24 protein-coding genes are annotated in these 23,639 nt (G+C 46.6%); 4 read left to right on the top strand and 20 right to left on the bottom strand.

Going from position 1 to position 23,639, the window contains the following annotated elements:
- The first annotated feature begins 261 nt into the window (after positions 1-261).
- Positions 262-831 carry a xanthine phosphoribosyltransferase gene (locus tag VN447_RS21765; protein WP_325528297.1) on the top strand — a complete coding sequence of 190 codons (570 nt, stop codon included), beginning with the start codon at positions 262-264 and terminating at the stop codon, positions 829-831.
- A 13-nt stretch (positions 832-844) separates the two neighbouring features.
- Here VN447_RS21765 and VN447_RS21760 read toward each other — a convergent pair whose 3' ends face one another.
- Positions 845-1,189 (bottom strand): hypothetical protein, encoded by a 345-nt coding sequence (locus tag VN447_RS21760; protein ID WP_325528295.1) that lies wholly within the window; start codon positions 1,187-1,189, stop codon positions 845-847.
- A 67-nt stretch (positions 1,190-1,256) separates the two neighbouring features.
- A complete protein-coding gene (locus VN447_RS21755; protein WP_325528293.1) occupies positions 1,257-1,757 on the bottom strand; it encodes a GNAT family N-acetyltransferase in 501 nt (166 codons plus the stop codon).
- Positions 1,758-1,983: 226 nt separating this feature from the next.
- Between VN447_RS21755 and VN447_RS21750 the strand changes: the two genes are divergently transcribed.
- Together VN447_RS21750 and VN447_RS21745 are read left to right on the top strand one after the other, a co-directional pair.
- The gene (locus VN447_RS21750) at positions 1,984-3,198 is read left to right on the top strand and encodes a diguanylate cyclase domain-containing protein (RefSeq protein ID WP_325528290.1); all 1,215 of its coding nucleotides are present in this window, start codon (positions 1,984-1,986) and stop codon (positions 3,196-3,198) included.
- Positions 3,199-3,361: 163 nt separating this feature from the next.
- On the top strand, positions 3,362-4,591 hold the full coding sequence (locus tag VN447_RS21745; RefSeq protein WP_325528288.1) for an EAL domain-containing protein: 1,230 nt from the start codon (positions 3,362-3,364) through the stop codon (positions 4,589-4,591).
- A 77-nt stretch (positions 4,592-4,668) separates the two neighbouring features.
- On the opposite strand, the gene VN447_RS21740 is transcribed toward VN447_RS21745, so the two are convergent.
- From VN447_RS21740 to VN447_RS21730, 3 genes are all read right to left on the bottom strand, one after another.
- Positions 4,669-5,202, bottom strand: a complete 534-nt coding sequence (locus tag VN447_RS21740) for an isoprenylcysteine carboxyl methyltransferase family protein (protein WP_325528286.1) — start codon at positions 5,200-5,202, stop codon at positions 4,669-4,671.
- Positions 5,196-6,248, bottom strand: a complete 1,053-nt coding sequence (locus VN447_RS21735) for a type III polyketide synthase (protein WP_325528284.1) — start codon at positions 6,246-6,248, stop codon at positions 5,196-5,198. The genes VN447_RS21740 and VN447_RS21735 overlap by 7 nt, the downstream gene beginning before the upstream one ends.
- Positions 6,249-6,487: 239 nt before the next feature.
- A complete protein-coding gene (locus VN447_RS21730) occupies positions 6,488-7,882 on the bottom strand; it encodes an FMN-binding glutamate synthase family protein (protein WP_325528281.1) in 1,395 nt (464 codons plus the stop codon).
- A 155-nt stretch (positions 7,883-8,037) separates the two neighbouring features.
- Between VN447_RS21730 and VN447_RS21725 the strand changes: the two genes are divergently transcribed.
- Positions 8,038-8,475 carry a hypothetical protein gene (locus VN447_RS21725; protein ID WP_325528278.1) on the top strand — a complete coding sequence of 146 codons (438 nt, stop codon included), beginning with the start codon at positions 8,038-8,040 and terminating at the stop codon, positions 8,473-8,475.
- A 124-nt stretch (positions 8,476-8,599) separates the two neighbouring features.
- Here VN447_RS21725 and VN447_RS21720 read toward each other — a convergent pair whose 3' ends face one another.
- From VN447_RS21720 to VN447_RS21650, 15 genes are all read right to left on the bottom strand, one after another.
- Positions 8,600-9,202: an ECF transporter S component gene (locus tag VN447_RS21720; protein WP_325528275.1), complete on the bottom strand. Its 603-nt coding sequence runs from the start codon at positions 9,200-9,202 to the stop codon at positions 8,600-8,602.
- A gap of 386 nt (positions 9,203-9,588) precedes the next feature.
- Entirely contained in the window at positions 9,589-9,936 is a 348-nt protein-coding gene (locus VN447_RS21715) for a hypothetical protein (protein WP_325528273.1), read from the bottom strand.
- Positions 9,933-10,718 (bottom strand): enoyl-CoA hydratase-related protein, encoded by a 786-nt coding sequence (locus VN447_RS21710; protein ID WP_325528301.1) that lies wholly within the window; start codon positions 10,716-10,718, stop codon positions 9,933-9,935. The genes VN447_RS21715 and VN447_RS21710 overlap by 4 nt, the downstream gene beginning before the upstream one ends.
- Positions 10,719-10,745: 27 nt before the next feature.
- Complete coding sequence (locus VN447_RS21705) at positions 10,746-11,606, bottom strand: 3-hydroxybutyryl-CoA dehydrogenase (protein WP_325528271.1); 861 nt, start codon at positions 11,604-11,606, stop codon at positions 10,746-10,748.
- Between the two features lie 38 nt (positions 11,607-11,644).
- Entirely contained in the window at positions 11,645-12,826 is a 1,182-nt protein-coding gene (locus tag VN447_RS21700; protein ID WP_325528269.1) for an acetyl-CoA C-acetyltransferase, read from the bottom strand.
- Positions 12,827-12,852: 26 nt separating this feature from the next.
- Positions 12,853-13,146 carry a NifU family protein gene (locus tag VN447_RS21695; protein ID WP_325528267.1) on the bottom strand — a complete coding sequence of 98 codons (294 nt, stop codon included), beginning with the start codon at positions 13,144-13,146 and terminating at the stop codon, positions 12,853-12,855.
- On the bottom strand, positions 13,139-14,593 hold the full coding sequence (locus tag VN447_RS21690) for a 4-hydroxyphenylacetate 3-hydroxylase family protein (RefSeq protein ID WP_325528265.1): 1,455 nt from the start codon (positions 14,591-14,593) through the stop codon (positions 13,139-13,141). The genes VN447_RS21695 and VN447_RS21690 overlap by 8 nt, the downstream gene beginning before the upstream one ends.
- A gap of 190 nt (positions 14,594-14,783) precedes the next feature.
- Positions 14,784-15,206, bottom strand: coding sequence for a MaoC family dehydratase (locus VN447_RS21685; protein WP_414714936.1), 423 nt, complete (start codon positions 15,204-15,206; stop codon positions 14,784-14,786).
- A 6-nt stretch (positions 15,207-15,212) separates the two neighbouring features.
- Positions 15,213-16,409, bottom strand: a complete 1,197-nt coding sequence (locus VN447_RS21680; protein ID WP_325528261.1) for an electron transfer flavoprotein subunit alpha — start codon at positions 16,407-16,409, stop codon at positions 15,213-15,215.
- 14 nt (positions 16,410-16,423) lie between these two features.
- Positions 16,424-17,209 carry an electron transfer flavoprotein subunit beta/FixA family protein gene (locus VN447_RS21675; RefSeq protein WP_325528259.1) on the bottom strand — a complete coding sequence of 262 codons (786 nt, stop codon included), beginning with the start codon at positions 17,207-17,209 and terminating at the stop codon, positions 16,424-16,426.
- Between the two features lie 40 nt (positions 17,210-17,249).
- The gene (locus VN447_RS21670; protein ID WP_325528257.1) at positions 17,250-18,389 is read right to left on the bottom strand and encodes an acyl-CoA dehydrogenase; all 1,140 of its coding nucleotides are present in this window, start codon (positions 18,387-18,389) and stop codon (positions 17,250-17,252) included.
- Between the two features lie 50 nt (positions 18,390-18,439).
- Positions 18,440-19,030, bottom strand: a complete 591-nt coding sequence (locus tag VN447_RS21665; protein WP_325528255.1) for an indolepyruvate oxidoreductase subunit beta — start codon at positions 19,028-19,030, stop codon at positions 18,440-18,442.
- Entirely contained in the window at positions 19,027-20,847 is a 1,821-nt protein-coding gene (locus tag VN447_RS21660) for a thiamine pyrophosphate-dependent enzyme (RefSeq protein WP_325528253.1), read from the bottom strand. The genes VN447_RS21665 and VN447_RS21660 overlap by 4 nt, the downstream gene beginning before the upstream one ends.
- 99 nt (positions 20,848-20,946) lie before the next feature.
- Positions 20,947-22,665: a dihydroxy-acid dehydratase gene (gene ilvD / locus VN447_RS21655; protein WP_325528251.1), complete on the bottom strand. Its 1,719-nt coding sequence runs from the start codon at positions 22,663-22,665 to the stop codon at positions 20,947-20,949.
- 81 nt (positions 22,666-22,746) lie between these two features.
- Positions 22,747-23,508 (bottom strand): HpcH/HpaI aldolase family protein, encoded by a 762-nt coding sequence (locus tag VN447_RS21650; RefSeq protein ID WP_325528249.1) that lies wholly within the window; start codon positions 23,506-23,508, stop codon positions 22,747-22,749.
- Positions 23,509-23,639 lie beyond the last annotated feature (131 nt).

Here is a 23,639-nt window from a genome sequence, read left to right as displayed (position 1 = left end):
GAACCGTTAAGAGCTACAATGTAGGTTTTGGGACGAGCAATATGCCACCATTTGTTTGAAACAAAGACTTTATGCCGATTTTCTCTGCCATATGAACGAAAATAGCTCATTTTTATTCATTTTTTAAGCAGACTCCCTGTTTGAAAGTATAACTTTCCGCCTGGATAAGGGCAACATCGGCTTCCGCTTTCGCTAAGGCTCGGCGCAAGCCGTGTTTTCTTTACATTTTCTGGCCATGCCCAAATAACACAGGAGGCTATCATGGATTTATTAAAACAAAGAATTCAGACTGACGGTCTGATTTTGAATAATTCTTTGCTAAAAGTCGACTCTTTTTTAAACCAACAGATTGATCCTGAGCTTATGATGAAAATTGGAGAGGAATTTGTTAACCGTTTTAAAGGCGAACGCATTACGAAAATATTAACAATTGAATCCTCAGGCATCGCCGTTTCGGTTATGACCGGACTGATTCTTCATGTACCGGTCGTTTTCGCCCGGAAGAGAAAGCCAAAGGTAGCAAGTGATGATGTGTACACTGCTAAAGTTTATTCCTATACTAAGGGCGAAAGCAACAATATCATTGTATCCAGACAGTTTTTGCAAAAAGACGACAGCGTGCTCATTATTGATGACTTTTTAGCCAACGGCGAAGCAGCGGCCGGCTTAGCGAACATAGTTGAGCAGGCCAATGCCAAAGTCGTTGGTATAGGTATTGTGATTGAGAAGTCTTTCCAGCCTGGTGCGCAGAAGTTAACTGAGGCGGGTTACCGGGTTGAGTCGCTCGCCCGGATAAAATCGTTTTCCAATGGACAAGTCAACTTCTTGTAAGCATTACTAATTCTCAGATCACCTCAACATGAATAACCGATACATCAGTAGTAGCTATCAGTAGGTAGCTACTCTTATTTTCCCCTTCTAAACGTTTGAGAAACCAACGTCTTCCCAAATCCTTCTTGGTCGGCAGGGATAACTCAAAAGCCATTCTTTGTGTTCCTGTGGTCAAACAGGCCGGAAAAAGCGACATGTTGGCTTGGGTAATCACCTGGTGCGGCACAGTTGTGCTAACCTGGCAGATAATTAATTCCTGCCCGTCCTTTTCAATTTGCTGAAATATTTCATTGATTATATCGGCCTCAATGCAGGCTGCTTTGGGTTCAATTAAGATGCCCAAATTGTAAATTTTCAAGATATCAACTCCCTCAGATGCTTTAGCCCGATATGTATATTAATTTTACACCTGCTTTTTACTTAATTCAATCGTAATATTCCCCTACAATAGCAGGTTCGAATTGAGCCAGCAGCAAGCATTTATCTTTACGATCTTCAGCATTTCTGTCCGGAGTCTGCATTGGTGCAAAACCGGCGCGGGTGTACATAGGATTATCCCATGTACAAACAATTACATTAAACTTTCCTGTATCGTGATGTCTTCTTATTTTGCGTATACGTTCCTGTAGCATCAGCGCATTAATACCAAGGTGCCGCCATTTGGGTACTACAGTGGCCCAGGACAATTCATACACCGCAAAACCGCACATTGACGGAGCCCACGCGGCTACCCCGATCACCTCGCCATTAACGATTGCAACAATAAATCTCGCCCGAATATAGCCATCAATATCGCCGTTTAGGAATGCCTTCATTTCGGCTTTTACATATAGCAAACTCGCTTCTTCCCAACCGCCTATGCTAAACACGTTCAGTGCTTCTTCAAACCGATCTTCTGTTAAGTCGACTAATTCAACATTGAACATTAATGTTAAACCTCCCCATCCCTAGAAGCTTCATAACGAATCAGAGCCATAATCTCCCCTTTAAAGAGAATTATGGCTCTGATTCGTTATGACAAATTACTTTTCCTTTATTTTACTATGATCAAATATCGACATTATATCTAACTCCGTGTTTTGTTGGCAGGGATATTGTTAAGTTATAACGAAAAGGGCTTAATCCGAAAGCCGTACAAGGAGGTTATCTTTCTTGAAATCCAGCAAAATTATACTTCTAATACTATTCTGCAGCGTAATTAGTATCATTCTTTATTCTCAACGCTTTTTTACGGCTGAGTTATCAAAAGTTGAGAGCAATATTGAAATAGTACAGAACCACCATATAAAGCAATCCCGCAAAGTTGTTGAAATCCAAACTAAAATAAATAAAGTTCCTTTGCTGCTATGGAAGTTTATGCTAGCCGATTCCCAAGAGAAAAAGCTGCATTTTACCAAACAATTACTAGATCAAATCAGAGAGATTGAAACTGAACAGTTACTCGCCTTTAATAGAGATTCGGACGAGATGGTTTTATATAGTTATGTGCAAAAAAACTGGGGTGATTATAAACAGTTGGTTTTAAAAACGCTCGAGGCTGACAAGAACAATGACCCGGTCACTGCCCAGGACGCTTTGAGTACAAGCCTGATTTATCTCGAACGCGTAAATGACAGCATGAAAACGATTGTTGATTACCATCAGAACGATGTTTCGCAAAAAACGGTTAATGTGGCAGCAATCGCCCAGAGCTCAAAACAAAACGTGTTCATGTTTTCCTTTATTGCAATCACAATTTTCCTTTTTGTGGGATGTATTACGTTCCGGAAAATTATCTTGACAGAAAAACAACTACGCAAACAAGTCCTTGAACTCGCTGAAAAAAATGCATTATTAGCAGAAAAAAACCTTAGGATCAGACAATTGGCTTACGAGGATAATCTTACAGGGTTAGCCAACAGATATGCTTTTCAGTCAGCTTTGGCAAAAGAACTAAGCGCTGCCTGGTTAAACAACAACACTGGTTCAGTCGTTTTCTTTGATATTGATGAGTTTAAACAAGTGAATGATCGCTACGGGCATGATGTAGGCGACGAACTTCTTGCCGTTATCGGGACCCGTATCAAATCACTGTTAGATCATGAGATTGCTTTTGGCGCACGTTTTGGCGGGGATGAATTTGCTCTGTTCTTTAGAAACATTACAGATAAAGAGATTATTCCTGTCCTGGATAAGCTCTTTGAAGTGGTTTTTGTGCCGGTCGAAGTACAGGCGATAACACTCCATCCCACCGCCAGTATCGGAGTGGCTTTCTACCCGCAGCAAGGTACTAACGCAACCGAGTTACTAAAAAAGGCTGATATGGCTATGTACCAGGCCAAATCTAAGAAGAATGCCTATGTGATTTACGACGGCAGCATGGAATAAAGTGAGAGTAGGCCCCATTTAACCCCGGCTTTTGCATAAGTCCTTGACAAAGCAGCTAACAGAAACGTATACTGACATCACGTAATAGAAGGTTCAACGATGACCTCCTAGCACAACATTGTGCTAGGAGCTTTTTGTTATCCTGTTAGAAAGGATGATACTTGTGAGTAGCGCAGCAGGCCAAATAGATCTAGATAAAATACTGAAAAATAAATCTATTGCTACGTGGTTTCAACCAATTGTTTCAGTCAAGCAGCATGCAATCATAGGATACGAAGCCCTCTCCCGCGGCATACATCCGTGTACTCAGGAGCTCATCGCCCCACACACCTTATTTTCTGTAGCCGAAGCGACTAATAAGTTGGTAGAATTAGATAGAATCTGCCGGGAGAAAGCGTTAGAAAACTATAAGCCGCTCTCAACACTTAATGAACGCACGCTCCTATTTATCAATTTCGATACCGCCATCATTGATAAGGGAGTAGTAGGATCAGGTAACCTGATTAGCTGCGTCCAACGGTTCGGGTACAATCCCGCCTCAGTGGTTATTGAAATTATCGAGTCCAAGGTTTGTGATATCGGAGCGTTAAAAAGCTTTGTTGGTAAACACAAGGAATTGGGGTTCCTGATTGCACTGGATGATCTAGGAAACGGACATTCTAACTTAGACCGTATTTTTCATGTACGACCTGATATCATTAAAATTGACCGCTGGTTGATCAGCGAATTAGATACAGACTATTATAAGCAAGAATTATTTAAAGCTCTCGTCTATATGGCAAAAAAAACTGGCTCGCTGGTTATCGCCGAGGGGGTCGAGACAGAAGCCGAGGCATTAGCCAGCTTAGAATTCGGAGCAGACTTGCTGCAGGGATATTATTTCTCCAAGCCGCAGCCACTAGAGGTGGTATGCCCCCTATGTTTCAACAAAAAGCTGAATCACGTGTCAGCCAGTTTCAGACATTCTAAACTCAGGAAAATCACCAATGACTACTGCAAGAAAAATGATTATCATACGCTGTTGCTTGATGTGCTGACGCAATTGAGTAAAACGACCCCCGACCAATTCGAAAGTACGCTGCAGCAAGTAGTGCTCAACACGCCGCTTATTCAATACTTATATGTACTGAACATAGCCGGGACTCAAATTACCGACAGTATTGGGGTGCCTGGTTCGGCCAACGGACAAACCGCCGGTATCTTTCAAGCCGATAGAAGTGGAACAGATCAATCCCTAAAAGACTATTGCCTGTTTGTTCAGGCTGGTCTGGAGACATATATGACTGAACCATATATGTCGTTGGCCAACGGTAAGCCTTGCATTACCTATTCTATTGCTTTCCGGGACAGCACAAAGAATCAGTATATCCTCTGTGCCGATTTCAGCCCATAATGATTAACCCCCGCTAGCTTACTGCGATTGCAGGGCTAGCGGGGGTTTTTCGTAACCGGAGCCTGTCCCAAAATTCCTTAGTGCCTGTCCACCTCCAGACCGCATAATCGTTCCAAGGCTCTTTCTTCTTCAGGAATGCGAATAAAGAGAAGCAGGGCAGCATTGCATACTGTAGCAATAGCCGCCGTTTTTACGGCACCGAAGAGTAACGGCACCGCCACCAGTTCTGTGGCTACTGCTAAATAGTTAGGATGCCTGATCAAACGGTAAGGCCCTCGCTGGACATACTGCTGTCCGGGAATAACCAAAATCCGGGTATTCCAACAGCGCCCCAGACTGATAATGCACCAGTACCTAAGTAATTGCGCACAAATAAACAGACCTAACCAAACTGGCCAGACGGCAGATATAGCACCTGCCGCCCGGCCTTCGGTAATCCAACCGGCTAGCCAGCCAGCGTGGAGGATAAAAAATAGCCAGTAATGTCTTGCTCCATATTCCTGTGCACCACGGGCCAACGCCCAGCGGCGATTACTTTGAGCCAGCAGCAGTTCGACAAGCCGCTGACCAACAATAACCACAGCCATAACGGTAATTGGCCACTCTACCATCTCAACAGCACCTGTTCGGCGCTGAAGCCCGGCCCTAAGGCCAACATCAGCCCGTAACGGTCAGAGGGCTTAACGGTTGCCATAAACCGTTCCAGAACAAATAACACCGATACGCTCGACATATTGCCATACCTCGCCAGCACAGCATAGGCATCATTCAACTTATCTTGAGGTAAATTGAGGCTTTCAGCATATGCGCCGAGAACTTTTGCACCACCGGGGTGTACAACATAATGCTCAATGGCATCAAGCTGAACATCATGTCGGTTGCACAAGCACCCGGTTAGTTCTGGTAAATACCTTCGAATAATACTGGGTATATCCCGTGAAAACCTCACTTGCAGTCCTCCTTCTACAATATCCCAGCCCATAATGTCTTCAGTATCAGGAAATAAGGTGCTATAGCTGTCAATGATAGCCGGCCCGTAGCCACCGGGTGCAATGACAGCAGCTGCAGCCCCATCGGCAAAAAGACTCGTACCCACAAGATTGGCTTTCGAATAGTCGCCGCGTTGGAAGGTTAAGCTGCATAATTCAACTGCGACCAGCAAAACAGCCTTCCCTTGAAGCGAATAGCTAAATTGAGCCGCCCTGGCAATTCCGGTCACTCCACCGGCACAGCCCAGCCCCCATACCGGCAGACGGGCGGTGTCAGGCGGCAAACCTAGTGTCTGAATAAGCCTGGCATCCAGGGTCGGCGTCGCGATTCCGGTTGATGAAACAAAAATAATCATACCGATATCAGCCAGCCCGATTCCGGACCGCTCAATGGCCTGGGTTGATGCCTGCTCCGCAAGTTCAAAAGCAACCTGTTCGTATATTCTATTTGCTTCAGCAAAGGTATGCGGCTTGGCATACCATTCAAGCGGTTGGGACAGATGTCTGGCTTTGATTAAACTATTCTCAAACACGGGTAACAGCCGCTCAAGATTATGGAGATTGTCGCGAAACAGTGATGCAACAAAACCTTTTATATCCTCTTGACGCAGGCAATAAGACGGCACTGCTGTCCCCACTGATATGACTTGCGGAATTCCCACATGCATCCCTCCTGCCTAACTTTAAAGCAACTACTATAAAGCTATTGCGGCGAAGGTAAAAAATGCCTGTCAGGAAAAAATCTTCATTAACAACTTATAAAGTAGACTTAGCTTCAGGTGGGGTTTTAACCCCATCTGAAGGTTAGTCGCCCTTATCCAGGGACTTAGCCGCTCTTAACTCCCACTTGTAGAAGTTGGGAGTCTTAGAGCGGGTTAGTCATCGGACGAACTGGCACGCACAACGGTTAGTGCAACGGCAGGTCCTGCGGCTGATAGTGCTGCTCCTGCATAGCCCCAGCCCCCTGATACTGCCTGTGACTGCCGGCGTAACGGATGCCGGCAAACTCGGCCATGTCTCTTTCCACTGTCACCAGGTCGCTGCGCTCCAGATCTCTTAACGCCTGCTTGCCGACAGCCTGAGCGGCGAGCTGCATTTCGACAGTGCAGGAAGTTAAAAAATTAGCCAGATGCTTTGCCGCCTTGTTAACATCAAGTTTATCTGTCATTTTTCCGGTATACAACGCCAGCTGGGATGGCGGCGCCTGGGGCAGCGTTTTGGCCACCTGGCTCTGCATCGCCGCCATCAGGGCAATGGTGCCGATGTATACGGCGTCAGCCCCTAGCGCCAGGGCTTTCAGGAAATGTCCCGGGGTTGTCAGGCCGCCTGTGGCAATAACGCTAAAGCGGTCGCGCAGCTGATTGTCCTCCAGCCAATCTACGGTCCTCACAAGTGTATGGAAAGTGGGTAGTCCTACATTGTCTTGCAGCGTCGGGTTTGACGATGCCGTGCCGCCTTCCGATCCATCAACGACAATATAATCGGCCTGTGTTTGAGCAATAACCGCAAGCTCATATTCAATGTAATCAGTGCCGGCTATTTTTACTCCTATTGGCACATCATACTGCTCTTTCATCGAGTTAACCATATTTATATAGTCTTGAGGGGTTTGTTTGCCAGGCATCCGGGCGTAGACCGTGTTACCCTGCCCTTCCTGCAAATGCCAGGCTTTTCTTAAGTGCCGTCCGATTTTATCAGCAGGCATCGGCTCATCGACAGCCCCGCCCCAAGCCCCTTGCCCTAATTGAATCTCAATCGCATCCAGCCGGCTAAGCTGTTCCGGGCCGCTCAACTGCCCGCCCCGGTGATACTGACCTATCAGATATTTGGCGGAGTCGCGTTCTTCATTAGTAACAGCCGACTCACCGGTATTGGTTGAGGTTCCTGCCATCGCCGCGCCTTTGGCAACGGCCATTTTCATGAGAAGACTCAAAGAGCCGCCATAAGACATGCCGGTAATCATGATGGGGATATCTAACTGTAAGGGCCGTTTGGCAGTAGGGCCAATCACTGTTTTGGTATCAATCTGCGTATAGTCCGGGTAAGGCAATTGAAATAGCTGCCTGGGGTTAAGCAGTATTTTATCCCAGGGCGACAACACAACCGGACTGCCTAATGGCCGGGTCAATTCTTTGCCCAGTTCGGCCCGCATGGCCGCCTCCATAATTGCGCGTGGCGACAGTTTTTCGGCTACTGTCACCATCAAAAACGGGTTATCGGGATAGTCTTCGGTAAGCATTTTAGCCATAGCCTCATCAGCCATGGGGTCCATCATCTTCATCATCATCCAGCTTAATAACATAGCTACCACCTCCGTATTATGACTAATAGTCTGCCCAATTTGTAGCTATACTTGTAAAAAAACTCATTAAAAATGATGATTAGCAGTACTTTAATTTCGGATAAATAACGGCAAATTCCTCATAATAATAATAACAATACGACTAGGAGGTTGTGATGAAAACTATCTTTCGCACCAAAATTATACACGCTGCTCTATTGTTGCTGTTAGTAAGCTTACTTTTCAGTGGATGTACTAACATGACTCCTGTTGATCCCCAGGGTACTACGCCACCTAAACAAACGACAGATACTCAAGAATACAGAGTCACATATAATTATGGCGATACCGGTCCGGTACAACTCTCAGCTAATAATATCGTGCTAACCGTAGGGCAAAAACTCATCCTTGTACCAGCCGCCGGCCTCACAAAAAATACTCGCTTTACATCAGGCGGAGAATACTTTTTGGGTGATATAATGCAGCAGGAGGGCGACACCGGTACTGGTCAAGTCGTCTTTGTGGCGAAAAAACCAGGTAAAGGCAAGCTCCAGGTTATCCCCAACACCAGCGAAACCGACAGAGCGACCGACCTGTGGGTAACAGTACAGTAATCTGGTGAAATACCTTAAAAAAGATCAGCAAGGCAGCCAATCAAAAAAAGCGCCCAATAACCTGCAAAATAACAGGTTATTGGGCGCTTATCATCTCACTATATATTCTTGCAACAACAGTGTATCAATTCTTATACCGTTTCTTAATGGCCGTCACAATTGGCACACTTATGGCTGTGGCAATGATTGCCTCCGGAACCCCGTTGACTAAGGCTATACCGTAAATCACCTTAGCAGTTGCCGCTAAATCAATGCCCCGCACTTCGGCAAACTGAGCAGCATATAAAACGTAAATCATAGTCAGCACGCCAAACGTATTAGTAAGCGAACCAACCACAGCTCCTACACCAATCCGCACTCCTTCATGCTTAGCCCAAGTCCATTTATATGCATAATAGGCCGTAATACCGATAAGTACCCGGGGCAGCACTGAAACCAATGGGTTGATGAAGGCAAAAGAAAGAATGTTAGGTGCAGTTAGGCTTTGCACAATGCTGAACAACCCGAAGAGTAAGCCAATCATTGCGCCAACAGCTGGCCCTTCCAAAATAGCACCAATAATAACAGGAATCTGCATAATTGTCGCCTTAGCCGTAGGCAGCGGAATAAATCCGTACCCGGAAAGACCTAAAATAATTGATATAGCTGATAACATTCCAATGATGGCAATCTGCCGTACACCAAATCTACTTGTGGTACGTAACGCTTCTGTTTTTCCCATTCCCATTTCTCATTACCTCCGTTCTTATTCCCTTAGGATATAAGTCGATTTTTATTCAGAGCTAACGATACCCATCAGTCTGGTTTCCATTGAATACCAGCTATCTTGTTGGGCTTAGTCGTGCTCCGCCTACATATTACCACATTTGAAATAAAATTTGTATAGGTTAATTTATTTTTTTTGCTCCAAAAATTAGCTCTGCTAGTAAAAATTATGACCTTTGAACCCCCGCTCAAAAATTGCCCGGGGGTTCAAAGGTTAGATTTATTGATGTTATAAAGTAGACTTAGCTTCAGGTGGGGTTTTAACCCCATCTGAAGGTTAGTCGCCCTTATCCAGGGACTTAGCCGCTCTTAACTCCCACTTGTAGAAGATGGGAGTCTTAGAGCGGGTTAGTCATCGGATAAATAATTTAAAACCTTGTCCGCAGCATAAGCTGCTAATTCACAGTCCTTTACAACTGTTGAATTGACATTATTGCCGTTTATTATTATGCAAGGGGTATTGCCAATGTCCTGACTATAGCGATTTGCGCAATCTGCCGTGCAGCCACTTAAATATATAATCACATCAGCATCATACTGATTGAAGACAACCTCATATCCACGCCCGGTAAGCGATGCCCGAAGCTGCCCGGCAATAACTCCCCGGTCAATCTGCGGGTTACAGCCGCCACAAAATCGTATACTTATCCGCTTTTTGTCGCGAGACTGCGCTTGATCATCTAACCTCTGTTTCATTTACCTGAAAAATTCGCTTTACGCTTTTCGCTAAAGGCCTTCATCCCTTCTTTTTGGTCAGCCGTAGCAAAGCATAATCCAAATACCTCGGCTTCATACGCCAACCCTACACCTAGCGGTGCATCAAGACCTCTGTTTACCGCTGCTTTAGACAATGTTACTGCAACCTGTGCACGCCCCAGAATTTTTTCAGCCATAGCCCGCGCAGCAGGCAGAAGCTCCCCGGGGGGTACAACTTTGTTTACTAAACCGATACGGTAAGCCTCTGCCGCATCAATAATATCTCCAGTCAATAATAGCTCTTGAGCCTGCCCTTTTCCCACCAAACGTGGCAGACGCTGTGTCCCGCCAAAGCCGGCCGGAATCCCTAACGATACTTCGGGCTGGCCAAACTTCGCATTGTCTGCGGCGATTCGAATATCACATGCCAGCGTCAACTCACAGCCGCCACCCAGGGCAAAACCGTTTATGGCGGCAATTACTGGCTGCGGCAGGTTCTCAAGTTTATTGAATACCGCTTGTCCGAATGTACCAAATGCCCGCCCCTCGATGGCAGACAAATTCTGCATCTCGGTAATATCTGCCCCGGCAACAAATGCTTTTTCTCCGCTGCCTGTAACAATAACAACACGAATGGAGTTATCGTTAGCAATATGATCAACTAAATGATTCAGTTCTGTCAGCGTAGCCAGATTGAGGGCATTAAGTGCTTTCGGACGGTTGATGGTTATAATCCCAATACCATTTGTCGCTTCATAAATCAGGTTGGTATATTCAGTTATCATCAGAATTCCTCCAGTGCCACTTAGTTACTGTTTGGAATAGTCATAAAATCCCCGACCAGTCTTACGGCCAAGATATCCGGCATGAACCATTTTTCTTAGCAACGGGCAAGGGCGGTACTTAGGGTCGCGATACCCTTCATAAAGCACTTCCATAATAGCAAGAACAGTGTCATTACCGACCAGGTCTGAGAGAGCCAGCGGTCCCAGGGGGTGATTAAAACCAAGCTTGGCTACATTATCAATGTCTTCGGCGCTGGCTACTCCCTCCATGAGAGTGCACACAGCTTCATTAATCATCAGCATCATAATACGATTGCCGACAAACCCGGGGAAATCTGCAACCTTAACAGGTGTTTTTCCCAGTTTTTCAGCCAGTGCGTAAATAGCACCAAAAGTCTCTTTACTGGTCGCCAACCCGTTAATAATTTCGATCAGCTTCATCACCGGCGCCGGATTAAAAAAATGCATACCAATAAATTGTTCAGGCCTGCTTGTCAATGCAGCCAAAGCCGTAATCGGTAATGATGAGGTGTTGCTGGCAAAGATGGTGTGCTCTGGACAGAGCTTATCCAGGCTTTTAAAGATTTCCTTCTTTATGTCCAGGTTTTCTACAGCAGCTTCCACCACCAGGTCGACTTTGCAGCTATCAGCATCAAGCTCGACAAATCCATGGATCCTGCTCATAATTGCATTCTTTTCTTCTAGTGTCACTTTCCCTTTATCGACACTCTTATTTAAGTTCTTTTCAATTCCGGTAATTCCTTTTTGCACATATTCTTCCTTAATATCCCGGATATTAACTTCCAGGCCATTTTGCGCCATAACCTGAGCTATACCTGCGCCCATCTGGCCTGCACCGATAACTAAAACACTCCTAAATTCCACTTGCCAAGCCTCCCCAGTAGGTATTTTGCATGATTCCGCTACAGTTGTTCGATAATTGTCGCAATACCTTGGCCGCCCCCGATGCATAGGGTTGCCAAGCCACGTCTGGCGTTTTGCTGTTTCATAGCATGCAGCAGCGTTACCAGGATTCGAGCACCGCTGGCTCCGATCGGATGACCAAGCGCAATGGCCCCCCCGTTGACATTTACCTTATCATGGGGAAGCCCTAATTCTCTGCCGACGGCCAAAAACTGAGCGGCAAACGCCTCATTGGCCTCAAACAAATCAATATCGGTGATCGACAAGCCAGCTCTGCTTAGCGCCTGGCGAACTGCCGGAACAGGCCCAATACCCATAACCGATGGATCTACCCCACCTGCCCCATACCCAATAATTCTAGCCAATGGTTTGATACCCAACTCTTTTGCTTTTTCGCCGGACATTACTACTAATGCCGCCGCCCCGTCATTAATACCAGAGGCATTGCCGGCTGTGACTGTTCCGTCCTTTTGAAAAGCGGTTTTTAGACAACTCAGCGCCTCCAGAGTAGCTCCCTGTTTGGGATACTCGTCGGTTTCGAACACCACATCACCCTTTTTTCCCTTGATGGTGACAGGGACTATTTCTTCTTTAAAGGCGCCGGCAGCAATTGCTTTGGCCGCTTTCTCCTGGGATTCAAATGCCAGTTGGTCCTGTGCTTCGCGGGTTATACCATACTTGGCTGCCACATTTTCTGCGGTAATCCCCATGTGGTAATCATTAAACGCGCACCAAAGGCCATCAGTGATCATCACATCAACGAGCTTAGCGTTGCCCATTCTATATCCCCAGCGCGCCTTACTCTCCAAAAGATACGGGGCATTGCTCATACTCTCGGTGCCACCAACCACCTGAAGATCGGCATCACCGAGCATGATTGCCTGAGCGGCAAGGTTAACTGCCTTTAAGCCTGAGCCGCAAACCTTGTTAATCGTATATGACGGTACTTGCACAGGAATTCCAGCCTTGACTGCCGCCTGCCGGGCAGGATTCTGGCCTAATCCTGCCTGCAATACGTTACCCATAATCACTTCGTCAACGGCTTCTCCGGTTATCCCAGCCCGTTCCATAGCAGCTTTGATGACAATGCTCCCCAATTCAGCGGCTGATAGAGCAGACAAGGAACCGTTGAAGCTCCCGATTGCTGTTCGGACTGCGCTGGCAATTACAACTTCCTGCATAACAACACCTCTTTACTCGATTGTTACTATTTTTCTTTACGTATCAGCTTTAACGCTAAATTGATGAGTTCTTCACTAGCCTCGTATACGGGAACCAGACCCTTGATCTCCGGATAAACTTCCCTGATAGCGGTTTCAACAACCTCAGCTAAAGTCTGCTGAGCCCCCGGACACGTACTGCACGCCCCCATCAGCCGAACTTTAACAAAGCCATCTTGCGTCACTTCAAGCAGCTCAATATCGCCTTGATGCTCATTCAGTACAGGGCGTACCTTCGAGATCAAAACTTCTTTAATTTTGTTATAGATTACATCAGTCATTTTTTATACCGGCAATCGCTTTTGCCAGTTCTTTCTTTTGCTCAAGGTTTCCCTGGCGGGAAATTACAATACGCTGAGCTTGCGGCGAACCGGCGCCATGCATGGATTCAGTCCGATACCCTACCGCCGCAGTGCCAAGTGTGATATTCTCAATCAACCGCAATACGCGCATACGATGCTCGGTTGGCACAGAGGCAACCCCACGGAGATACTTTTCCACGACCTTGCCTATTTCCGGATGACGCAGGTCTTTTTCTGAAGGCATCGTTACCATTAAGCCACCGGCAAGATCTTCTGCCAGTCGGGCAATCTCATAGGGAAAACGGGTCACATTCTGTTTACAGACATTAGCTAACAACAAGTCAATTAAATAGGTGCCGGAAGCTGTCCGGTAACCCTCTGCCGAGCACGCAATGCCGCAGCAGTACAGCGTCTCGTTCAAATGAATCATTTCAATAAGTTTATCCTTAACATGGGATGCTTTGTTTGCGCCACTGTATTCTGTTGCTAAAGCAACGGCGCCGATTAACACGTCACCCACTCCGACTTTACAACCACCATAACTTTGACGGTGGTACCCCGCAAACCGTTCTACCAACGCGCCGCTAAATTCATATTCACCGCACATGAACACGTTTTCCCAGGGAATAAAGACATTATCAAACACCATCAGCACTTCGTGTCCACCAAACTGACTGTTGCCGACATCAATACTGCCGCCTTCCAGTTTTCGGGTGTCGCAGGATTGACGTCCATAAATATAGAATATCCCGTCAGCATCTGCAGGCGTTACGAAGGATACCGCATAATCAGCATCTTCTTTACTCATTGATATAGTAGGCATTACTAAAATCCAGTGAGAATTAAGGGCACCGGTCTGGTGAGCTTTAGCCCCGCTAACGACAATACCGTCAGCACGTCTTTCCACGACATGTACAAAAAGATCGGGATCGGCTTGCTTGCTGGGGGACAGACTACGATCACCCTTGGGATCAGTCATAGCGCCGTCCACAGTCCAGTCTTCTTCCTGAACGCGGGTTAGAAAGTTGATAAACCGCTCGTGGTACTTTGTTGCTAACTTCTGATCCATTTCGAAAGTAACGCTGTCAACGGCGTTCATAGCATCCATGCCTACACAGCGTTGGAAACAGGCGGCCGTCTTCTGACCAAGCAGGCGCTGCATTTTAACTTTTTTAACTAAGTCGTCGGTGCTTTGATGCAAGTGTGTAAACCGGCTGACTTTTTTCCCGGTAATATGCGACGTAGCTGTCGTGAGCTCTTCGTATTGCGGATCAATTGCCAAAGCATAGGTCATTTTTACAGAATTCATCGAAGGACGGATAATTGCATGATCCACCGGATTTGTTACCAGTTCTCCCTGTAAATAAACCTTAAAATTTAGCTGACGCAGGCTTTCCTCATATTGTTCAGGAGTCATTAAAGGCATAAATGTACCCTCCCATTTTCATTAATATTTATACAATACATTGTGACACACGGCTTTTTTATTGAAAAGGGCCCTTATTTAACTTGAAATAAGGGCCATAAATTGCTTAGTACAACAACGAACATCGAATATTTCGCAGTCTATATATCCAGCATTAGCGACTCTTTAATGCATCCAATGCCTGCCTGCTCTATTTTTTCAGCATAGTAGCCTTGCCATCGACAACGACTACTCCGTCTTGGTTAGTTACTGTGGTCCGCAAAATGACACGGTGTTTAGCCTCGATTTTCTCAATGACCTCGACAGTGGCGGTCACAGTATCACCAATTTTAACTGGCGCTTTGAACGAAAGTTCCTGACCCATATAGATAGAGTTGGCGCCAGGCAATGACGTGCCAATTACCGCCGAGATAAACCCTGCTGATAACATGCCATGGGCAATTCTTTCCTTAAACATGGTGTTTTTAGCAAACTCGGCATCAACGTGGACAGGATTAAAATCTCCGGTCACACCGGCAAAGGTATACACATCATACTCGGTAACCGTTTTAGACATGCTGGCTTTATCGCCAATCTTGAGGTCAGCAAACTTAATATCTTGTACCACTGGTATACACCTCTATTGATTTTTAATTTTCCTGAGTTCTTCAGTTAATACCGGCAACACTTCCAGGGCATCACCGACAATTCCGAAGTCTGCGGCCTTGAAAATTGGCGCGTCCGGGTCTTTATTGATAGCAATAATTATGTCAGAAGAAGACATCCCTGCCAAATGTTGAATAGCTCCGGAAATACCACAAGCGATATAAATTTTGGGTCCGACTGTTTTGCCTGTCTGCCCTACCTGATGGATGGCTGGCTTCCAGCCAGCATCAACGGCAGCGCGTGATGCACCTACAGCCCCGCCGAGAACGTTAGCCAACTCTTCAATAAGCGCAAAGTTTTCAGGCTTGCACATGCCCCTGCCGCCGGAAACAATGATATCTGCTTCTTCCAGGTTGCAGGCTGCAGTACATACATTGATGAGTTCAATAAACTTAGTTCGGATATCGTTCTCTTTAACCTTGCTCTGTACACGAATCACCTGTCCAGTGCGGCTAAAATCCTGTTCCGGACGTTTAAACACCTTGGGACGAACAGTACCCATTTGGGGACGGTGCTCAGGACAAAGAATAGTCGCCATGATGTTACCGCCAAATGCCGGACGTGTCCAGGCAACAAGACCGGTCTGTTCATCAATTCCAAGACTAGTGCAATCGGCTGTCAGCCCTGTACCAATTCGGCACGCAACCCTTGCTCCGAGATCGCGGCCGTCATTAGTGGCTCCAATCAGAATGACCGCCGGTTTATACTGGTTAATCAGATCAGCAACGGCAATCGTATAAGCATCTGTACTATAATGCTTATACTCTGGCCCTTCTACCAGATAAACATTTTCCGCTCCGCTGGCGAACGCTTCTTGTGCCAAAGTTGCAACACCGTCTCCGATTAGAACGGCCGCCAACTCCTGGCCCATAGCATCAGCCAGTTTTCTTCCTTCGCCAAGCAGCTCATGCCCTACGCCGCGCAGTTGGCCATTATAAACCTCCATGTATACCCAGACGCCTTTGTAGGAAGCAGTATCGACAACTGCCTTGGACTCGCCCGCATCGTCGCGGATGATCGCTCCGGCCGGACATGAATCTATACAGGCGCCACAAGCGGTGCAAGCTTCAGTAATAAGCGCTTTATCATTCTCCATTACGATTGCGCCGAACGGGCAAGTGGCGACACACGCGCCACAGCCCATACATTCAATGGTTACATTTACTGCCATACGTTTCCCCCCTGTCAGACGATCTTAGCGTCGGTTAGTTTTTCGATAAGCGTAGCAACTGCTTCCCTGGCAGTATCCTTCTGAATAATTTCACCTTGGGTGCGCTGCTTGGGGGTAAAGATACGTCGGACTTGGGTCGGAGAACCCTTAAGGCCAAGTTTCTCCGGTTCAACAGACAAATCATTGACCGTCCAAACCGGTATCTGCTTACGGTTAGCCTTCATAGTGCCTTTTACAGTAGGAAAACGCGGCTCATTGATGGATTTTACTACAGTAGCCACGAGGGGCAATTGCGCCTCTATAACCTCATAACCTTCCTCGTGCTCACGCTCTACCCTGGCTTTGTCTCCCTCTACCGCTATCTTAGCTACATAAGTAACTTGTGGTAAGTTTAGATGTTCTGCAATTTCAGGTCCAACCTGGGCAGTATCACCGTCAATAGCCTGTTTGCCGCAAATGATTAAATCTACCTGCCCTAATTTACGGATAGCCGCAGCCAGTGTATAGCTGGTCGCGAGAGTATCCGCGCCGCCAAAAGCACGGTCACTGATAAGTACAGCCTCATCTGCGCCCATCGCCAGACACTCTTTTAAGGCATCACTTGCCTGGGGCGGCCCCATGCTAATCACAGTTATCCGTCCACCATGCTTCTCTTTGAGTTGCAAAGCAGCCTCTACCGCATTTTTGTCAAATGGGTTGACAATACTGGGAACGCCTTGCCGGATAAGTGTGTTCGTCTGGGGATCAATCTTAACTTCAGTTGTATCAGGCACCTGCTTGACACAGACAACTATTTCCATTTCTTATCCTCCTGGAATTAGATGTGGGGCTCGATATCACTTACCTCAGGAGAGCACTCGAAATAACTATGCGCTGCACCTGATTGGTTCCTTCATAAATCTGAGTAATCTTGGCATTACGCATGAGACGCTCCACAGGGTATTCCCGGGAATAGCCATAGCCGCCGAAGATTTGCACGGCGTCGATAGTAACAGCCATCGCAATGTCTGATGCGTACATTTTCGCCATAGCTGCCTCTTTAGCGAACGGCTGCCCCTGGTCCTTAAGATAGGCCGCGCGATAGACGAGAAAACGGGCGGCGTCAATTTTAGTAGCCATATCGGCCAGCATGAAGGCAATGGCTTGATTACTGCCAATAGGCTTGCCAAACTGGATACGTTCTTTAGAATACTTTACAGAATGATCAAGTGCCGCTTGAGCGATACCCAGCGCCTGCGCCGCAATACCAATCCGGCCGCCGTCAAGAGTAGTCATTGCAATTTTAAAGCCTTCGCCCTCTTTACCCAGACGGTTTTCTTTGGGAACCTTCACATCCTGGAAGATGAGCTCCATGGTTATCGAACCACGAATACCCAATTTGTGCTCTTTTTTACCAAAAGTAAAGCCTGGCATACCTTTTTCCAGAATAAAGGCAGTTATACCCTTTACCCCTTTAGACTTATCGGTCATGGCAAAAACAACATAGGTTTCGGCCTCACCGCCGTTTGTTATGAAAATCTTGCTGCCGTTCAGCAGATAATGATCGCCGTTATCTACGGCAACAGTTTGTTGGGACGCAGCATCTGTCCCGGCATTCGGTTCGGTTAAGCCGAAAGCGCCCAGTTTTTGTCCCTCAACCAGCGGCACCAGGTACTTTTGTTTCTGTTCTTCTGTACCATATGCCAAGATAGGCCACTGGCACAAAGAAACGGAGGTTGCCAGCGTTACCCCAACACTGTCGTCGGCACGGGACAATTCTTCCACTGCCATGATATAAGTAAGGTAATCTCCGTCAGCGCCGCCATACTGCTCAGGAAAACAAATACCGGTCAACCCCATGTCCCCCATTGCATCATATAGTTCCCGGGAAAACTCTTCCTTTTCGTCTCTTTCCGCGGCCCCGGGAGCAACTTCCTTCTCGGCAAACTCACGCACCATTTTTTGCATCATTTTCTGTTCTTCGTTAAACTCGAACTGCATATCTATAACTCCTCCCAGCTCTATCACTTTAACGTTAGGATAATAGTCTACTAGGCCTTAATTAGATTACGACCAGTTTGAAAAGCCTGAACATCGGCTTCATGGAATTTCTCGTTTACCATGCTCAGCAGCTTATTGAGGACAGCATCTGCAGACAAAATGTCACTGATCGAGGTGAATGCGCCCAGCATAATGACATTAGTCAGCAACACATTTCCCAAATCTTTTGCAGACTGTGTAGCATTCAGGAAGTACCCGCTCAAGCCTTTTTCCTGGATGGCAGTAAGCATTTGTTCCTGGGATGGGTACTCGTCAACCTTGAGATTGGCCAATATAGTAGGTACAGGAGCTGTGTTGATAATGTATTTACCGTGCTTATTCAGCATGTTGATATACCGTAGCGCCTCAAGCGGTTCAAAACCGAGCAGAATGTCGGCCTGGCCCTGAGGTACAAGCGGCGAAAAAATTTCACCATCAGCGATACGTACATGAGAGAGTACCGATCCACCACGTTGGGCGGCGCCTTTTGTTTCGGTATTTACAACATTGTAACCGGCATCCATGGCGCATTTGGCTATAGCCTGTGAGGCTAAAATATTTCCTTGGCCGCCAACACCGGCAATGACTAGATCAAATTTCACTTGAGTGCCCCCCTTTTGCATACAGATACACAAACCGCGCAACCATTGCAGCTGCTGGTGTCGATAGACGCTTTTTTGTCAACAATAGTTATTGCCGGGCAACCGAAGGTGCGGACGCAGATACTGCAACCATTACATACCTCTTCATCGACAGTTATGGTACGAGGTGTGTAGGAAATTTTGCCTTCCCGGCCAAATTTCAGATAACATAACGCTTCAGCTATTACTACTTTTACGCCTGCGTGAGCGGTAGCCTCGGTGATGACGTTGATTGTTTCTTCCACGTTATAGGGATTACACCGGAACACTTTAGCACCCATTGCAGCGGCCACTACCCCAGGATCCATAGGTTGCAGGCCATCTTGTGTCAGATTATTGGAACTTCCAGGATGTGGTTGGAACCCGGTCATGGCTGTTGTGGAATTATAGCCAATAATTACTGTTACATTTGCATTATTGAAGATAGCACTGGCCAGTCCGGTCAATCCATTATGGTAGAACGTGGAGTCGCCAATCAGCGCGTAGGTCGGTTTATCAAAGCCAGCAGCTTTAATGCCATAAGCCATAGGAATGGAGGAACCCATACAGTAGATGGTCGCCTGCAGCTTCATCGGTTCGAACGTTCCGGCATCGTGGCAGCCTATATCGCCGGTGACAACGCCGCCGTTTTTCTTGACAACTTCTTTAAGCGCAATCAATAGGCCGCGATGGCTGCAACCAGTACATTGAGTTCTGGTACGGGCGGGAATATATGTTGCCTGTTCTACCGTAGGATAAGGCTTACCTTCCAGCGCACTGGTAATTGCAGTAACAATCAGACCGGCAGATAGTTCTCCCTCTTTAGGAAGATAGGTATCTCTGCCAAGAATCTCTAAAGTTACGTTATTTTCAAAGCACAGCTCTTTAATCAAGGTCTCAACAACCGGCTCAACTTCTTCAAAAACAACTACTTTCTTTAAACCTTTAACAAAATCAAGCACTTTTTTCTCAGGCAGTGGTAAAGTAGAAAGCTTTAGAACCGGCAACTTCTTGCCAAGTATCTGCTCAGCTTCTTTCAGAAAAGCATAGCCGATACCACAGCCGATAAAGCCGACTTCACCTTCACCAGCTTCTACCCAGTTAAAGGCTGATTCTTCCATAATCGCCTTAAGCTCGGTCTGTTTGTTGTTCAACCAGCGATGCCGCATTTTCGGGCGAAGTTCGCCGCCCAATTCTTTTTCCACTACGGCCGACATAACATAACGGCTACGGTCAACAACAAAGTCCGCCTTTCTTACCTCGGGTTTAGCCTCATCATCATATGTAACCATACTACCGGCATGATTAATACGCATAACCGGCCTTAGTGCGAATAATAGCTCAGTTTTCTCTGAAAGTTCATACGCTACTTTGGTCATTTCGTAGGCTTCCTGAACACTGGAGGGGTCAAATACCGGCAAATGGGCGTAGGTATGAATGAGTACCCTGGTATCTTCTTCACACTGAGAAGAAAGTCCGCCAGGATCGTCAGCTGAAATAAGCACCATACCCGCCTTGATCCCGGTAAAATTGATATGCATCAAAAAATCTGCAGCAGCATTAGTACCATTATGTTTCATAACAGCCAAGCTGCGTTGGTTAGTAAGTGAACCAGCCGCCGCCACTTCAAATGCATGTTTTTCATTGGTAGACCACTCGGCGTATACTCCTGTGAAGCTTGCACAATGATCGACAATCTCTGTAGCCGGAGTACCGGGATACCCTGCTACCACCTTGACTCCGGACTCCACTGCGCCCCGGGCGATGGCCTCGTTGCCCAGCATAAACTGTTGTTGCATCTTTCTGCCTCCCAATCCTTTTAAAAAAGTTTTTTTGAGCTATTAATTAATTTCGTCTTTCTCCGTCAACTGCGTCACAATTGCCAGGCAGACTACTAATTACTTCATATATGCACCGGCCATAGCCGACACCGCATTTTCGGTATATTTTTTCAGTATACCTTTCCTTGGCTTACGTTCAGGAAGCTGCCATTTCTCTTTTCTTTCAGCTAGAATTTTAGTGATTTCATCAGGCGTTTTCTGTTCGCCAGCCACACCAACAATATTTAACTTACGGCCAGGTATATCGATTTCGATGAGGTCATTATTTTCCACTAAAGCAATCGGTCCCCCCTCGACAGCTTCCGGGGAAACGTGACCGACACAAGGTCCCCTGCTTGCTCCCGAAAAACGGCCGTCAGTTACCAGGGCAACTGTTCCATTTAGGGTTTCATCAAATACAATGGCATCTGTGGTCATGAACATCTCCGGCATGCCGGAGCCTTTGGGTCCTTCGTAACGAATAAACACAATATTACCGGGCTTAATCTTCCCTGTAATAATGGCGTTTTGGGCATCTTCCTCGCTGTTAAATACGGCTGCCGGACCCACATGCTGGTGCATGGACGGGATGACGGCCGAGTATTTAATAACAGATCCATCTGGTGCAATATTGCCTTTGAGGATTGCAATCGAACCGTATTGCTTTGCCTTTTCCACAGGTCGAATAATTTCATCAGCCGGAATGTTGTAGGTTGTTAAGTGGTCATGGCAGCGGTCGAAGAAACCTTCCTCCTGAAGTTGTTCAAGATTTTCTCCTAACGTTTTGCCTGTTACTGTCATCACATCTAAGTTTAGATGGTCTTTAATGTACCACTGCACCATGGGAATGCCGCCGGCAAACCAGAATAATTCAGTTACATATTTGCCGCTTGGCTGTACATTGGCCAGATAGGGAATCTCACGGCTATACTTGTCAAACATCTCCGGATCAATTGTGATCCCCAGTTCATGCGCGACTGCCGGTAAATGGAGTAAAGCATTGGTACTTCCACCGATTGCAGCGTGTACCTTTATGGCGTTTTCGAAAGCGTCTTTAGTAAGGATTTTGGACGCTGTAATGCCTTGTTCAGCCAGGCGCAGGATTTGTCTGCCGGCTAACCGGGCGTTACGGCGAATTTCACTAAAAGTAGCGGGCATCAAAGCGCTGCCTGGAAGAGCTACACCTAAAGCTTCGGCCATACACTGCATAGTACTTGCTGTCCCCATGAATTGACAGGCGCCGCAGGACGGACAGCCGGTAAGTTTGTAGTTACGCATCTCAGCCTTAGTAACCTGGCCCTTTTTCGATTTAGCCGATATCGGACCTGCTAAGCCGGATGTTGAGATTCCCGGGCCGATACGCATTGAACCACCGGGAATATGGATTGTCGGTATGTCCATGCGTGCTGTGGCAATCAGATGAGCCGGCACGGCCTTGTCACAGCTGGAGATTAGGATCATCCCATCCCAGGGAATTACTGAGGCGTGAATTTCCACCATGTCAGCAATGGCTTCCCGTGAAGCCAATATATAATTCATACCGTCATGCCCTTGCCCCCAGCCATCACAAATGTCGGTTACATGGTGTTTGGCCGGTTTGCCGCCGTTCTCATAAATGCCGATAGAAGCTTCGTCACTCAGCACATCGAGATGAAAACTACCTGGATGGCTTTCCCCAAGTACGTCATCAACCAAGATATGAGGTTTTTCAATATCGGCTTCAGACCAATTCATTCCCATACGCAGAGCGTCTACCTGGGCCCAGAGATTTCTTGCACCTTGACATTTTTGTTCCATGATTTTCCCCCCTATATGCCAGCGAATCCTAAGGCGTTGGCATAGTCTAACTAATTTGAATGTGTTGTGGAAATCAGTGCTCTAACCTTCTTTAAATGTTTTTACGGTTTGGCTAAAGGCCTGATACAAAAGACCCACATCAGCGGCGAAGGATATGTATTGAATACCCCACTTTTTCCACTTGACCGCACTTTCCACATCATCAACAAAAAATCCGATTGCGATGCCAGCTTTACTTGCTAATTCCATATTCTTCTTCATTTCCTCGATAAGAGCCGGATGGTCAACTTGCCCGGGTATACCTAAAGATGCAGAAAGGTCATATGGGCCGATAAACAGCACATCAATTCCCTCTACAGTAAGAATCTCAGGTAAGTGTTCAATACCTTCCTTGCCCTCAACCTGCAGAATTACGGCAGTTTCCTTATTGGCATTGCCAAAATAAGCAAACTTGTCTAACGCCGAGTAACCTGCCGCTCTTACATACCGGTTGCAACCCCGTGCCCCTTCGGGTGAAAACTTAGCCGCCTTAACGGCCGCCAATGCTTCTGCTTTGCTACCGATCTGAGGAACTTGCACTCCCTCTGCACCAATATCTAAAGCCTTAGCAATAAGTTCCGGCTGGTTGCCATAGACTCTGACTACCGGACTAACCCCGGAGAGTTTTGCGGCACGCACCATGTCAACAGCCCGATCAGAGGACAGCTCCCCATGTTCTGTGTCAATGATCGCAAAATCAAATCCTGCTAAACCCGCTATTTCCAAGACCGCCGGATGGCAAAGGTTTACGAATGGACCGAAAACTTGTTCACCGTTTTTGAGTCTGTCTTTTAAAAGCGCCATACTATACACTCCAATCTGCTTCGCATTTATCTACTCAACCAATTAACACGGAAATAGACCTTAATCTACCCATCAGTACCTTCAGCACTGAATTGCATATCTGTAGGTTGGCTACTTAAATAACACCTATT

It is taken from the genome of Sporomusa sp. (genome assembly GCF_035561155.1).
In the GTDB taxonomy this organism is placed as follows: Bacteria; Bacillota; Negativicutes; order Sporomusales; family Sporomusaceae; genus Sporomusa.
Note: the sequence above shows the minus strand (reverse complement) of the source record. Positions and strands in the feature narration are given on the sequence as shown.